The sequence below is a fragment of the Candidatus Zymogenaceae bacterium genome (genome assembly GCA_016931225.1).
GTDB lineage: Bacteria > Desulfobacterota > Zymogenia > Zymogenales > Zymogenaceae > JAFGFE01.
Map to the genome: position 1 here is coordinate 1 of JAFGFE010000039.1, position 14171 is coordinate 14171.

The 14171-nt window shown below is 53.9% G+C and carries 14 protein-coding genes; 4 read left to right on the forward strand and 10 right to left on the reverse strand.

Annotation, left to right across the window (positions count from 1 at the left end):
• The 7 genes from JW885_14785 to JW885_14815 form a co-directional block, all read right to left on the reverse strand.
• The coding region (locus JW885_14785) for an acetyl-CoA hydrolase (GenBank protein MBN1883430.1) at positions 1-438 on the reverse strand (438 nt) is incomplete at its 3' end.
• A 243-nt stretch (positions 439-681) separates the two neighbouring features.
• Complete coding sequence (locus JW885_14790; GenBank protein MBN1883431.1) at positions 682-1728, reverse strand: 3-methyl-2-oxobutanoate dehydrogenase subunit VorB; 1047 nt, start codon at positions 1726-1728, stop codon at positions 682-684.
• Between the two features lie 29 nt (positions 1729-1757).
• Entirely contained in the window at positions 1758-1964 is a 207-nt protein-coding gene (locus tag JW885_14795; protein MBN1883432.1) for a 4Fe-4S binding protein, read from the reverse strand.
• 32 nt (positions 1965-1996) lie between these two features.
• Positions 1997-2677, reverse strand: a complete 681-nt coding sequence (locus JW885_14800) for a hypothetical protein (GenBank protein ID MBN1883433.1) — start codon at positions 2675-2677, stop codon at positions 1997-1999.
• A 57-nt stretch (positions 2678-2734) separates the two neighbouring features.
• Positions 2735-4429 (reverse strand): arginine--tRNA ligase, encoded by a 1695-nt coding sequence (locus tag JW885_14805; protein MBN1883434.1) that lies wholly within the window; start codon positions 4427-4429, stop codon positions 2735-2737.
• Between the two features lie 26 nt (positions 4430-4455).
• Positions 4456-4665 carry a hypothetical protein gene (locus JW885_14810; protein MBN1883435.1) on the reverse strand — a complete coding sequence of 70 codons (210 nt, stop codon included), beginning with the start codon at positions 4663-4665 and terminating at the stop codon, positions 4456-4458.
• A gap of 126 nt (positions 4666-4791) precedes the next feature.
• The gene (locus JW885_14815) at positions 4792-5628 is read right to left on the reverse strand and encodes a carbon-nitrogen hydrolase family protein (GenBank protein ID MBN1883436.1); all 837 of its coding nucleotides are present in this window, start codon (positions 5626-5628) and stop codon (positions 4792-4794) included.
• Between the two features lie 171 nt (positions 5629-5799).
• Between JW885_14815 and JW885_14820 the strand changes: the two genes are divergently transcribed.
• Together JW885_14820 and JW885_14825 are read left to right on the forward strand one after the other, a co-directional pair.
• Positions 5800-6822 carry a hypothetical protein gene (locus JW885_14820; GenBank protein ID MBN1883437.1) on the forward strand — a complete coding sequence of 341 codons (1023 nt, stop codon included), beginning with the start codon at positions 5800-5802 and terminating at the stop codon, positions 6820-6822.
• A 148-nt stretch (positions 6823-6970) separates the two neighbouring features.
• On the forward strand, positions 6971-7651 hold the full coding sequence (locus JW885_14825) for a hypothetical protein (GenBank protein MBN1883438.1): 681 nt from the start codon (positions 6971-6973) through the stop codon (positions 7649-7651).
• Between the two features lie 348 nt (positions 7652-7999).
• On the opposite strand, the gene JW885_14830 is transcribed toward JW885_14825, so the two are convergent.
• The 3 genes from JW885_14830 to JW885_14840 form a co-directional block, all read right to left on the reverse strand.
• Positions 8000-8509 carry an NYN domain-containing protein gene (locus JW885_14830; protein ID MBN1883439.1) on the reverse strand — a complete coding sequence of 170 codons (510 nt, stop codon included), beginning with the start codon at positions 8507-8509 and terminating at the stop codon, positions 8000-8002.
• A 127-nt stretch (positions 8510-8636) separates the two neighbouring features.
• Positions 8637-8912, reverse strand: a complete 276-nt coding sequence (locus JW885_14835) for a hypothetical protein (GenBank protein MBN1883440.1) — start codon at positions 8910-8912, stop codon at positions 8637-8639.
• A gap of 52 nt (positions 8913-8964) precedes the next feature.
• Positions 8965-11337: a vitamin B12-dependent ribonucleotide reductase gene (locus JW885_14840; GenBank protein MBN1883441.1), complete on the reverse strand. Its 2373-nt coding sequence runs from the start codon at positions 11335-11337 to the stop codon at positions 8965-8967.
• A gap of 1203 nt (positions 11338-12540) precedes the next feature.
• Here JW885_14840 and JW885_14845 point away from each other — a divergent pair.
• Both JW885_14845 and JW885_14850 read left to right on the forward strand, forming a co-directional pair.
• Positions 12541-12858 (forward strand): hypothetical protein, encoded by a 318-nt coding sequence (locus JW885_14845; GenBank protein ID MBN1883442.1) that lies wholly within the window; start codon positions 12541-12543, stop codon positions 12856-12858.
• 365 nt (positions 12859-13223) lie between these two features.
• Complete coding sequence (locus tag JW885_14850) at positions 13224-13835, forward strand: YqhA family protein (protein MBN1883443.1); 612 nt, start codon at positions 13224-13226, stop codon at positions 13833-13835.
• Positions 13836-14171 lie beyond the last annotated feature (336 nt).

A 14171-nucleotide genomic window follows, 5' to 3' on the forward strand; every position in this document is an offset into this window, starting at 1 on the left:
CAGGCTCATGTATCCGTGCTCGTCGGGCAGCGATACCTGGACCAGCGCCACGTCCACCGGTATCATCTTCCGGTTGAGGAGGCCCGGAATCTCGGAGAGGAAAATGGGTGTGTAGTCGGCCATGCCCTGGTTGACGGCGTCTCTGGTGTTGTTGCCGATGAAAAAGGAGTTGTGCCGGAAATTGTAGCGGAACTTTTCGTTTGCATAGGGGGCCACCCCCAGGGTCCAGACGTGGAAAACCTCGGCGTCGAACACCGCCTTGGGGTGCTTCTCCACATATGAAATCAGGGCCCGGACCAGGTACTGAGGCTCGCCGCAGCCGGTGCTGATGAAAATCCGGTCCCCACGGTGGACGTGTCCGAATATCTCCTCCTCGGAGGCGAACTTCTCCGGATACTGTTCCTTCAAACGGTCTATGGCGGTATGGTTGTTTTTCATCAAGGCTCCTGAGTCAAGGGAGAAAAAGACACCATTCAAAAAAATATCCGGCGTTCCCGGCAATGGGTGCAGGCGTCAAATCTTCTCAGTATAAAATTTTATCGTGAAATATGGTTCGAGTCAATGAAATGCGAATGTGCCGCAACTGTTTTTTCAGAAGACGGCAGGCGGCAGTATCCCCTTCGGAAGAAAAAACTCCCGAAAAACGGGAGTTCTTTGGTATTGTCGTTTATTTTCTACCTGTCAAGCCGGACAGTACGACGCGACGATCTCCGTCAGCTCGGCGGGCGAGGGGACGGAGCCGGGGGGATTGCCGAAGAAATCGACGGTTGCGTCTCCCAGGACCGAAAGCTTCACATCCTCCACCATCTGGCCGGTGTTCAGCTCCACCACCAGAAAGTTCTTGACCCCGGCCGACAGCTCTTCAAGCTCTTTTCCCGGAAAGGGGAAGAGGGTGATGGGGCGAAAGAGACCCACCCTTTTACCTTTTTCCCGCAGGCGGTCGATGGCGGTTCGGACAATGCGGGAGACAGATCCGAAGGCGCATACCACCAAATCCGCGTCGTCGGTGTGGTAGGACTCCCACATGACATCCTCTTTCATCCGCTCGTATTTTTCCTTGAGTCTCCAGTTATGCTTGGTCAGCTCGCCCTCGGCCAGGTAGAGAGACTTCAGAAGTCGTTTTTCCCGACCGTCGGCGCCGGTCAGCGCCCAAGACTTCTCGTCGGGCTCCTGGAATATCTTATGACGTATCATCGGCTCCTTGATCTGGCCCAGGATCGAATCGCCCAGGATCATTGCCGGATTTCGATACTTATCCGAAAGGTCGAAGGCGTGTATCGTCAAGTCATACATCTCCTGAACCGAGTTCGGTGCGAGAACCAGCACCCGGTAGTCGCCATGGCCGCCTCCCCTGGTGGCCTGAAAGTAGTCCCCCTGGGAGGGGGATATGCCGCCCAGGCCGGGGCCGCTTCTGGAGATGTTGACGATCACTCCCGGTATCTCACTGCCGGCCATGTAGGAGATGCCCTCCTGCTTGAGCGATATCCCGGGGCTGGAAGACGACGTCATGGCCCGGGCCCCGGTGGCGGCGGCCCCCAGCACCATGTTTATCGAGGCGATCTCGCTTTCCGCCTGAATGAACGCCCCTCCCATTTTCGGCAGATGTGCCGAGAGGTACTCCGGTATATCGTTCTGGGGCGTGATGGGGTAGCCGAAATAGAACTTGACTCCGGCGTCCAGCGCGCCCATGGCGATGGCCTCGTTTCCCTTGATGAGGTCTTTTTCCATATTCGTTGCCGGTTGTTGAGCCGTTACTGTCACTTGAACACCTCAATAGCGATATCGGGACACATCTGTGCGCACAGGGCGCAGCCGGTACATTCGGACGAATTGTCGATATACTGGGCGGTAAAGTATCCCTGACTGTTGGTTTTCTTGCCGATAGCGATGAGCGATCGCGGGCACGCGTCGGTGCACAGGCCGCATCCCTTGCATAACTCAGCGTCGATGATGACTTTGGGCATTGTCAGAGTTTTCCGTTAAATAAATGGTGGTGTTACGGGTATCCGGTGCCGATTTCCGGTGTGAAGTCGGAGAATTCATCTCTGGATACAATGTCTTCTATGGCCTCCTCGGCCTCCTCTTGAGTATCGAACCATTTGATGCGGATGCTGATGGCGTCGTCCTCCACCTTTTTGGTGTATGCGCCGTATCCCAGGGCCTTGAGGGATTTTTCCAGATCCTGGGCCTTGACCGGATCGGTGGTTGCGAAGACACGGATGTAGTATTTCAGATCCGGATCATCGCCCGCGCCGCCTGTGGGGAGCGATGCGATGTCCTCAAGCCCCCCGGTTTCCGGACTGCCTGATTCGTCGCCGGGACCCACGCCGCCGGTCAGCTCCTCCTCCACCATCCCATCGTCGGGATCACCCCCCAGGGTGTCGTAGAATGTCATCTCCGGCTCGTCCCCTTCCGGGTGTATCTCATCTTCGGTGAGGGGCGTAATGGGAATGATGTCACCCTCGCCGGTATCATCCGTCAGGGCGACCCCCCCCCTCAGGGCGGTGGATCGACCGGTGATGTATCCCAGGGAGAACAGCAGCACGGAGATAACAATGCACACCACAACCAAAAGCGCCACATGCCTGGGCTCCATGGAAAAATCATAGGTGTCCCTTACCCTGCGGTAATCTCTCATTCCCTTGGTGTCTTCCTCTTCGTCGGGAAAGTATCGCATATAATACCCCCTGTCACAGTACGTCGATATACATTGTGTTGTGTATGATCGGCATCCTCACATTTTTTCCGGGGCGGATATCCCCAAAAGTCCCAGCCCCCGGGCCACAACGGTCTTGATCATCCCGCCCAGGGCCAGGCGCCCCCGGGTGAGGGGGAGGTTCTCGGTGATGACCCGGTGGTGGTTGTAGTAGCTGTGAAAGAGCGAGGCCAAGTCGAAGAGGAAAAATGTGATCTTGTGAGGGGCCAGATCACGGGCCGCCTCCTCCACCAGGTCGGGAAAATAGAGAATTTTCTTGATAAGGGCGATTTCCTCCGGCAGCACAAGCCGGGCCAAGTCGTCATCCGAACATTCGTCCGTGGAGATATCCTGCTCGTTTGCCTGACGAAGTATGGAACAGATACGGGCATGGGAGTACTGGACGTAGAAAACAGGATTTTCCTGAGACCTGGTGGTGGCCAGGTCCAGGTCGAAATCGAAGTGGGCGTCGTAGCTGCGCATGAGCATGAAATATCGCACGGCGTCCGATCCCACTTCGTCGAGAAGCTGCCTGAGGGTGACGAATTGCCCCGCCCTGGTGGACATGGAGATCGGTTTTCCCCCACGGACCAGGCTGACCAGCTGCACGAGGATCATTACCAGATCCCCTTCGTTTCGCCCCAGGGCCCGTATCGCCGCCTGCATCCTGACGACGTATCCGTGGTGATCCGCCCCCCAGATATTGATCACGCGGTCAAAGCCCCGATCGTATTTGTTTTGATGATAGGCGATATCCGAAGCGAGATAGGTCTTTTCGCCGTCGCTTTTGATGACCACCCGATCCTTGTCGTCCCCGTAGTCGATGGTGTTAAACCAGAGGGCTCCCTCTTTCTCGAACACGAGCCCCCGGCGGGTAAACTCCTCAATATACGCATCCACCTGGCTTGTGCCGTCCGCCTCGCATTCATAGAGGCTCTTTTCCGAAAACCAGACGTCGTACTCGATGCCGAAGTCCGAGAGGTCCTGTTTTATACCGGAAAGGATATTCTGAGAGGCGAAGTTGGTGAAAAAGGGTATCGCTTCTTCCTCCGGCATCTGAAGAAAACGCTCCCCCTGTTCCGATGCGATTTTTTGGGCGATCTCCCCGATGTATTCCCCCTGATAATAGGTATCGAGATAGACAAAATCTTTGCCGAAATGTTCCCGGTACCGGGCGTAGACGCTTTTCCCCAGGGTTTCCATCTGGACGCCGGCGTCGTTGATATAGTATTCCCGTTGGACGTCGAAGCCTGCGGCTTCCAGGACGGCGGCCAGGGAGTCTCCCACCGCCGCTCCCCTGGCATGGCCCACATGCAGGGGTCCTGTGGGATTGGCGCTGACGAATTCCACCTGCACACGCACGCCGCGGCCCATATCCGAGTCGCCGAAGGTTTCCCCCTCGGCGATGGCGTTGGCGAGGCGTCGGTGCCAGAAGGAATCTTTCAGGGAAAAGTTGATAAACCCGGGGCCCGCCACCTCCATTTTTTCGATGAAGTCTGCGGCCTCATTGACGCTCGCGACGATTCGCTCGGCCACCTGCCGGGGATTCTTCTTCTCCGCCGATGCCAATACCAGGGCGATGTTCGAGGCGAAATCGCCGTGAGTCGAGTCCTTTGGGACCTCGATTTGAGGTTCGATGGTGGAATCGGAGTACGTATATGTGGGAAGGAAACCCTCGTCCGCCAACGCGGACAAGGATTTCCGTAAAATGTCCGTCAGTTGTTCTTTAACCAAGATGTGAGCACCCCTTCGTGAGCCTGCTACCACTTCCAGTATTTGTCCTTCTTCTTTTCCTGAAGATCTTCCGCGATCACGCTCTCGACCTCTTCGATCGGCTCATCTTTAATGGAGAGGTCTTTGGTGAAATCTGTGCAGTACAGCACACCGGTTCCGCTGGAGGAACTGGAGAACTTTTTCTTGCAGTTTCTTCTCCAGGCACACACCGCGCAGAGCTTTTTTTCTAACGTCATAGGACATCACCCGTATCTAGTAATGGAATGAAAAAATAGATTCCATCCCTTCACGACCCCGGAGGATTGGAATCAGGAATCACGGACACAACAGTTATGTAGTGGTAATAATGTATAATGCCTTTTTTATGAATCACATTCCGAGTAGACGTCGGGGCGTCGGTCATTGAAATACGGCCACATGGCCCGTGTCTTGTGTACGTCCTCCAGGTCAATGTCAAACAGTGATACCGAGTCGTTCATGCCCGCCGGCTCGCTGAGGAGCTCTCCACTGGGATTGACACAGAAGGTCTCTCCGTAAAAATCCTGCACCTTTTCGCTGCCGGTCCTGTTGATCCGCAGGGCGAAGAGACCATTCACAATGGCGTTTGCGCTGATGGCCGTCTGCCACCGCTCGTGGGTCCTCATCGCCGCCGCCGTGGGGCAGACGATCAACTCGGCCCCCTTCAATCCCAGGATCCTGCTCCCCTCGGGGAAGTAGTTATCCCAGCATATCTGCACACCCAGGGTTAGATAGTGCGTGGTAAAGACAGGAAATCCCCTGTCTCCCGGAGTAAAGTAGTCCTTTTCGTACCAAAGCGGGAGTCGGGGCAGGTGTACCTTCCGGTAGGTTCCCAAGAGGGAGCCGTCGGCGTCGATGACCGCCGCGGAGTTGTAAACCCGGTCATCCTCAAGCTCCGCGATGGGGAGCACCATCACCACTCCCTTCTTTTTCGCCAGGGCGCTGAATTCCTCGGTGGTGGGACCGGGTATCGGCTCGGCAAAGGGAACGGCTCGGGACGGATCGACGTTTTCCTCGTGGGCAAACCAGTGTGTGGTAAAAAGCTCGGCGAATGATATCAGCTTCGCGCCGCTTTCAACGGCCACATCGGCAAATTTCATCGCCTTCTTAACGTTTTTTTCTTTGTCCTCAACGGCGGCGAACTGGATGCCGGCGATTTTCAGAATCGTACTGCCTCCCACGCATTTCTCCGAACGTGCTGTCTGTCGAAATATCGACATATTTAATCCTATGATATAACCTTTTGGGGATTCGAGTCAAGTTTTTTGGTTTGACTCCGGGGAAAAAATCCCATACCCTGAGAGTGGTTTTCCTCCAAAACACCGGGCAGGACAAAAAGGCCGGACAGGGCAATGAATCGAAATTTCCCCACAGTCGCCGTTATTGTAAACCGTAACGCCCGGTGGGCGAACGACCGCCTGCTCAAAAAGCTATCGCGCATTCTCCCCGATGATGCAATCTATCCCACCGAAACCGTCACAGACGCGGAATATGCGATGGAGGATATCCTCGCCGGGGGATACGACATCGTCTTTTCCGGCGGCGGGGACGGCACGATCGTTTCCATCCTGTCGATCATGCGAAGGAAGGTGGAGGAGAAAAGAAGCCGGGGGAAGAGCGTCCTTCGGCCGCCGGTGGGGATTCTGAAGCTTGGCACCGGAAACGCCTGGGCCTGGGCGGTGGGGGTGAAGGACGGATTGGATCAGCTTGAGCACGTGGTTAACGGTGGATATTTTTCCATCTATCGTTATTCGTTGGTGGAGGTGAACGGACTGTTGTGTCCCTTTGCCGGGGTGGGGTGGGACGCCCGGATACTCAACGACTACTACGAGGTGAATCGAAAGCTCTCCGACACCCCCCTCAGGCGGTTCGTGGGGAGCCTCTATGGTTATTTTTTCGCGGTGTTTTCCCGGACGATTCCGCATATCATGAAGGAGAAAAGCCTTCCGAAGGTCACCGTTCGATTCACCGGCGAAAAGCTCCTGAAGCCCACCCGGGAGGGGGAGTATCTCTCCATCACCGACATGGGGAGCGACGTCATCTACCAGGGGCCGGCATCCATCGCCGCCGCGGGCACGATCCCCTATTTCGGGTATGCGTTTCGGATGTTTCCTCACGCCGACCGGGTCCGGGGCACCATGCACCTGCGCATCGCCGATCTTGAGGTTTTCGAATCCTTGGTGAACATCTTGAAGCTGTGGAACGGGACCTACCGGAGCCCCAGGGTGATCGACTTCGTCACCGATCGGGTGGAGATGACCTTCGATCGCAAGCTTCCCCTGCAGGTGGGCGGCGATCCGATGGGATACACCGACCGGGTGGAGTTTTCCGTCCCCGATTTTACCGCGAAGGTCATCGCATTCTGGGGGATGTGAGGTGAGGGGCGGGGTCGGCGGGGTTGTAGGAGTTTGGGGAAATCCGGGGCGGCCGTTTTTTACACATCGCTGGGATACACGGCGTGATATTTGAATTGCCGGAGAATCGGGGGCATGCTAAAGTTGCGATGTTTAATGAACATGTATCGTGGAGCGTGTTGACATCATGGATATCTCGTCTTTCGTGTGCAAGCGCTGCGGCGCAGACGTCGAAATCGGCGCCGATGGAAAAATAGCGACCTGTAAATATTGCGGCGGCAAGTATAATATCGATTTCAGTGACGGTTCTCTTTCGGCTCGGCCCATAGATAAAGATATCGATTCTCGGGTAAAAGGGCTCATACATGAAAAGAAGGAGTTGGAGGAGCGATTAGAAAAAATCGAAGAGGGTGAAAAGAAGTGGAAGCTGTTTCTGTCTTCCTTTTATGCAGGGAAGGGGAAAAATATTCCCGAGATGAAAGAGATCCATGAGGAGGCAAAATCCGACTTTATAATGGGATACGGCATAGAGAACAGGAAGCTGGTTTCAGATTACTGCAATATCACATATCTCGATGCCGCCGATAGCGCCGCGTCTCCTCTTTCATGTGATGTGATTTTAATCGGGACAATCATAGTTGTCTGTATCTTGGGCGCAATATTTATGAGAAATGATGTTACCCGGTTGGGTATCATTCTCCTTTCGTCCGGAGGTGTCCTGTTCGTATTCCTGCTTTTTGGACTGCTCGGCGAAAGGGGAGGAAAAAAGGAAGATAGAGATAGAAAAGAGGCGAAGAAAGGGCTTAAGGAAATAGAGAAAGCGATGAGAAAGCGTCTCGACAGCTTTTAGATGTGAAAGGTGTTCTTCTGGAGGATATGACTACATAGTATCTGAGACGAAAGGCGAGGGAATATTATGAAGAATGGAAAAAGACCCTTTTACATTTCTGGTGTCACGGCTGTGTATTGTAATCCCTCATGATCCCAGTTATGAAGTTTAAAGCTGTTTAGCTTTGGGATAGTATTTTCAATGTAACTCTTTCACTTCACGATGAATACAGAAAGAGAAAACCAGAGAAATTTTATATCAATTCTGTCAAGTGAATGATCCCCGCAGTCACCTACGAAAGCGAGAAAACGCGATTTTCCTTACAAATCCTCCAGGGGATTTAACACCTAATTTTTCCCCTTTAGCCCCCTACTTATTAAAATCATTCTCATCGATGAGAATGATATCCTCCACGAAGTCGTCGATTGTGATCAGGTGGTCGCAGCTCTTGCGGAGTTCGGTGCTCAGCGAATTCTTGAACGACGCCACCTCCACCCGGATGCCGAGGCCCTTCACCTCCTCGATGGCGGAGACGTAGTCCTCGTCGCCGCTGACGATGATTCCGATATTGAACGCCCCCTTCAGGCCCAGGGAGAGAAATTTGATGGCCAGGGCCACGTCAACGCCCTTTTCTTTGCCGTATTTCGGGGTTTTTATCTCCACATCGATGCTGTCCACGGAAAACTGGAGCATATCGAAAAACGAGCTCTGGGACGAGTGGTGCTGGGTGCCGAAATAATAGGTGCGCACGAGATACCGGTCACCCTGTAATATCTGAATAAATTTGTTAAAATCAATACGGCATCCCTGTCGGTAGTCGTTCATGGAGTGATAGAGATTGGAACCGTCGATGAAGATCATTACCTTTTCGCGTATCATGGACTTGCCTTTTCATAGTACGGTTGAAAAACGACAACATGCAATCGCATGCATATATGAGTTATGAATAATACCTCATTCGCCGTCGATATGACGGTATATGCGTTCGATCCGGAAACGCGAGCGGTCAGGACCAGTCGTTCGAGTCGGCGCTTGAGCGGGGAATGATACCTGACATCTTTTCCGCAGCACTCTTGGAGATTTCCTCGGAGATGCAGATTATCTCTCTCAGTTTTTCCAGGATCTCTTCGGAAATACCCGCCTTGTTACCCGACTCGGCCAAATTCGCAGCGGTCTTTTTGATGTGACAGATATCCTCGAAAAACATGCAGACAAATCGCTGTCTGTCCGTGAGAAGCGTTTTGTCGTCCTCCAGGTGTGCTTTTTTAAATGAAATCACCATGTTTTGTGATCTTTCATATATCCGATAATTTCAGTTATTTTACATATAGGTACTAACACTTTGAGTAGCCGCAGGCCTGGCAGCTGATACAGCCGCTCTCGTGAAACAGGGTCGCGCCGCAATCGGGGCATGTGCTGACTCTCACCTCGGGCGCCTCATCCGACGGCCCCTCGACCATCTCCGGGTGGCGATTGTCTTCGATATAGAGCTTGAGCGCCGCTGCGATGGCGTCGGTACAGGAGAGTATCTGCGACCCGTTCTGCCAGATCGGGTTGGGGCAGCGGATGCCCGAGAGCTGTTTGATGACGGTCTCCACGGGAATGCCCGACCTGAGCGCCAGGGAGATCAAGCGCCCGGTGGTCTCGTTCTGGGACGATGAGCACCCCCCGGCCTTGCCCATTTGGGCGAAGACCTCGAACAGACCGTGCTCATCGGCGTTTATGGTCACGTAGAGTTCGCCGCAGCCGGTTTTCATCTTCCGGGTGGTCCCCCAGGTGACGTCCGCCCGGGGGCGGGGGATGGGCGTGGAGACGGCATTGACCGGGATCTCTTCTTCCGCGACGGCGGCGTCCGGAGCATCTGTCCGGTTCACCGTGCCGATGTTGAGGACCTGGGCGTCCCTGCTCTGATCCCGATAGACCGTCACCCCCTTGCATCCCAGATCGAAGGCCAGGCGATAGACCTCCGCGATGTCCTGAGGGGTTGCGTCCTTGGGGAAATTCACGGTTTTTGACACCGCGTTGTCGGTATGTTTCTGGAAGGCGGCCTGCATCTTGATGTGCCATTCGGGGGAGATGTCGTGGGCGGTGACGAAGACCTCCTTCACCCTATCGGGCACATGCTCCAGGTCTTTTATATCTCCCTGCCGGGCGATGGCCGACATCAGCTCATCGGAAAAGAAACCGTCCTCTTTCGCCCGCTCGCAGAAGAGGTGATTGACCTCCACCAGCTCGTCGTCGTCCATGACGTTTTTGATAAAGGAGAGGGCGAACAGCGGCTCGATCCCAGAGCTGGTGCCCGTGATCATGCTGATGGTCCCGGTGGGGGCGATGGTCGTTGTGGTGGCGTTTCGCATCATCGGATAGCCGTCCCGCTCCCAGGTGCTTCCGTAGAAGTTCGGAAACGATCCGCGCTCCATGGCAAGCTTCATGGAGGCCTCTTTGGACCGCTGCTGGATGAATGACATCACGTCCTCGGCGGTCTCCAGGGCGAGGTTCGAGTTGTAGGGAATGTCCATCTTGATGAGCATCTCGGCGAATCCCATCACGCCGAGGCCGATTTTCCGATTGGCCCGCGTCATCTCCTCGATCTGGAGAAGCGGGTAGCTGTTGGCGTCGATAACGTTGTCGAGAAAATGGACCGCGCTGTCCACCGTGGCCCCCAGCCGCTCAAAGTCTATCGAGCCTGTATCCGTCACCATCCGGGCCAGGTTGATCGATCCGAGATTGCACGATTCATACGGCAGGAGCGGCTGCTCGCCGCAGGGATTGGTCGATTCGATATCCCCCACGTGGGACGTCGGATTGTCCCGGTTGATGCGATCCAGGAACACAATGCCCGGCTCACCGTTTTGCCAGGCCCTCTCGACGATTCTGTCGAAAATATCCCGGGCGGAAAGCTCATCGACCGTCTCATTGGAGCGGGGGGAGACGAGAGGGTAGGTGTGATCGTTTTTGACCGCATCCATGAAGTCCTCGGTGACGGCCACGGAGATGTTGAAATTGTTGAGCTTGGTGGTGTCTTCCTTGCAGTCGATGAAATCCGTAATATCCGGGTGATCCACCTTGAGGATGCCCATGTTCGCGCCCCGGCGGGTACCCCCCTGCTTGATGGTCTCGGTGGCGGCGTCGAACACGGTCATAAACGAGATCGGCCCGCTCGAGACGCCCTTGGTGCTTTTGACGCGGTCGTTCTTCGGTCGGAGGCGGGAAAAAGAAAAGCCGGTGCCGCCGCCGCTTTTGTGGATAAGGGCGGTGTGCTTGACCGCCTCGAAGATGCTGTTCATGGAGTCCTCCACCGGCAGCACGAAACAGGCGGAGAGCTGCTGGAGCTCCCGCCCGGCGTTCATCAGGGTGGGGGAGTTGGGGAGAAAATCCCGCTGGGCCATGAGCAGGTAAAATTGCCGGGTCACATCGTCAATGTCGATATCCGGTGTGTAGGAGCGGTCCACCCCTGCGATGTTGCGGGCGACCCGGAAGAACATCTCTTTCGGCGTCTCGACGGCGTTACCGTCGTCGTCCTTTTTCAGGTATCGGCGCTCAAGCACCGTCATGGCGTTGTCTTCCAGGACCGGTTCGGGGAGGGACTCAAAAAGCTCCGCCGTGTCCTCTTCGTCTGGTGCCTCGTTTTCCGCCGGGGCCTCATCGTTTCCCGCGTGCGGATGCTTTTCATATGAGATATCGATGATATCGTGGGATAGATTCATCGACACCACGGCGTCGTGCAGGTCGCTGGATTCAAAGAAAGAGTCTTCGAAGAAGGCGTCTTCATCCGGGACGTCACCCGTGGGCGGGTCCGCCCTCCACCCCTCTGCATGGAGCAGGTTCACGTGCATCTGCTCGATGTTCCGATATTCCCGTTGTTCTTCTTTTTCAATCAGGGCGAGGATTTCCTCCTCGGTTTCTTTCAAGGGCTCTGCGGCCGTCTCACAAACCTCGTCCTCGGAGATCTCAATGGTGTCGGGTTCATCTGCGGTGTTCGATGCGGTTTCGACCTTGTCTCCGGCTTCGGCATCCGTCTCCCGTTCGACATCGGGTGCGGCGGAAGGGTCCTCATGTTCTGTAGGAGGAGAGGAGTCGGAATGCTGCAGGGGGATATTCAGGTCGGGAAAGAGTGTCTGTGTGCGGGGTTGGTTGATGGATGCGTCGGATTTTGTCGATAAATCCTTTGCGATGCTCATAATACCTCCCTGTGAGCTCTTTACACGAATGAAAAAGCCGAAAACGATTGATAGATTATGTATGGTGGATATGATACCGTTATTTTGTACCGTATGAATGATATAGTACTATATGTTGTGTGTCAAGAGAAAATTAGAAATATTTATTTATATACAAAGCAAATGAGGGAAAAAGAGGGGGAATTTCTATAAAATTGAAGGGGATGGACTAACGTTGAGTAAAAAACTCAACAAATAATGAGTAAAAATAGGATATAAAGATTTATTACTATTTATAGTAAAAGAAACAACCGTTTCATTTTTTACTTGACAATCTGACGACCTCTGTAATACGGTGTAAGATATCAGGGCGTTCGTTTCATCGTTGTTTTTCGGAGGTTATGCATGCTTCGCAGGATATCGGTACCGCTTGTGGTTTGCGCGCTCCTGTTATGTACCTGTTTTTTATTCGGGTGCGCCAGCAATTACAAGTGCTATCCGTCCGGCTATAAGTGTTATCGCACTTATCGAATACATCCGGACGGCACAACCTATTCCACCGGATATCAGTGCTACCCCAGCAAGATGAAATGCTACCGGGTTGGTCGATAGCGGTATGACGGAAAGGCTCGTATCCCGATAATCGACGCCTTTTTGCATGGTGCGGCGATGTACACTGCCGGATACCGCTCCGTACGGCAGGTATTGTGCGATTTCTGTCTCTTTTCGTGAGTCGAATACGGAGGGAATATGAAGAAACGTTCATTGGTCATCGTATTGGCGCTGACCTGCGGCATACTCGCGGGATGGGCGCTGTCCGCACCGGGGGCGGATTACTATATCACGCCCGGATGCCCCCCTCCGGGGTACACGTCCGCATACCCGTGTCCGGACTGCGACGATGATCTGGTCTATGACCGCTATGACGACACCGAATACGTTCCCTATTACGAGTGTTATCCCACCTACCGGCGGGTGTACCACAGCTATGAATGCTATCCGCCCGTGTACGAGGACTATCCGCCCTACGAGTGTTATCCCAAGGGATATATCCTCAAAACCAAATGATCAGAACGCCGGCGATTGGGGGAGGGAGAGAGGGGGAGATGGGTGATGGAGTGATGAGACCATCGGAGGGATAAGCGTCCTGTGAATACGGGGCGTGGGGGATGTTCCGGGAAATGTGTTGACGGCGTCCACAGCCGAAGGGAGGTCGTCGCGGGACGAATCGATCGGCGCCTTCACATATAACGAGCGGCGATATTCGTGGTATCCCGAACGGGTTTTTTGGGGGGGGCGAAAAAAAAGGGCCGTCGGGATGCTGTCTGAAGATGGCGCCGCGACGTGCGAGATTAAAAAAGGCCTTCGGCCTTTTTCGGTATATATGAATAATAACTATGTAAAAGCAACCACCACCGGGAGCACAGGGTACCATGGGAGATACAAAGACTAAAGTGGGATTGATCGGATTCACGGAACGTCTGCTTGAGAAATTTTTATGGAATTTTCGCGTCATCATACTGCTGGGCGTACTGGGGCTTCTCATCGGATCCCTGGTGATTTTCATCATGGGCATCATCGAGACGTACCATCTCACCAATATGTTCATAACGCATATCATACACCACGGCACCCATATCGACGAAAACCTGTATAACACCATCATCATCCAGATCATTACCACCGTGGACGACTTTCTCCTCGGGATCGTGCTCTTGATCTTCGGGCTGGGCACCTATGATCTCTTTATCTCCCGGATCAATCCCGCGGAAGTACAGGACGATATTCGGCCCAACTGGCTCGTATTCGAATCCCTCGACGAATTGAAGAGCGTCCTGGGGAAGGTGGTGCTGATGATTTTGATCATCAATTTCCTGAAAATTGTGGTGAACACGAGTTTTGAGGAGCCGATTCACCTGTTGTATCTCGGCGGCGGCATCGCCCTGGCGGCGGTGGCCCTCAAGTGGTCCCATACCGAGAAGGACATCGACCGCACCACCATGCAGGAGCGCCTCAAGCGGCTCATGGAGTCCGGATCGGAGTAGCGATACACACATTGATGAATCTATACAGCGGCGGGGGACACCGATACGTTTCCCGCCGTTTTCGTGCCACATGCCGCGATGTTGCTGTGTGTCCATGTGTGCTTTCCGTCTCGGCACGGTCTTTCTGGAACATTTCCCACAAAATGGAGACTAATAAATACGGGCGGGGACGATATACACGCGAAAAATGAAGAATCCATGAAACATGGAGAGAAAAGCGTCACATGTTTCATAATCTTGTTGACACTGAAAACATAAATAGTATAAAATAGCGCATAAATTAACTTAATTTATATGTAAAAATAAAACATTGACATTTTTCGACAGCATCCGGGA

Coding starts and splice junctions, on each gene's coding strand:
- JW885_14790 (MBN1883431.1), bottom strand. CDS start 1,728: ATGGAAAAAGACCTCATCAAGGGAAACGAGGCCATCGCCATGGGCGCG.
- JW885_14795 (MBN1883432.1), bottom strand. CDS start 1,964: ATGCCCAAAGTCATCATCGACGCTGAGTTATGCAAGGGATGCGGCCTG.
- JW885_14800 (MBN1883433.1), bottom strand. CDS start 2,677: ATGCGATACTTTCCCGACGAAGAGGAAGACACCAAGGGAATGAGAGAT.
- JW885_14810 (MBN1883435.1), bottom strand. CDS start 4,665: ATGACGTTAGAAAAAAAGCTCTGCGCGGTGTGTGCCTGGAGAAGAAAC.
- JW885_14820 (MBN1883437.1), top strand. CDS start 5,800: ATGAATCGAAATTTCCCCACAGTCGCCGTTATTGTAAACCGTAACGCC.
- JW885_14830 (MBN1883439.1), bottom strand. CDS start 8,509: ATGATACGCGAAAAGGTAATGATCTTCATCGACGGTTCCAATCTCTAT.
- JW885_14835 (MBN1883440.1), bottom strand. CDS start 8,912: ATGGTGATTTCATTTAAAAAAGCACACCTGGAGGACGACAAAACGCTT.
- JW885_14840 (MBN1883441.1), bottom strand. CDS start 11,337: ATGAATCTATCCCACGATATCATCGATATCTCATATGAAAAGCATCCG.
- JW885_14845 (MBN1883442.1), top strand. CDS start 12,541: ATGAAGAAACGTTCATTGGTCATCGTATTGGCGCTGACCTGCGGCATA.
- JW885_14850 (MBN1883443.1), top strand. CDS start 13,224: ATGGGAGATACAAAGACTAAAGTGGGATTGATCGGATTCACGGAACGT.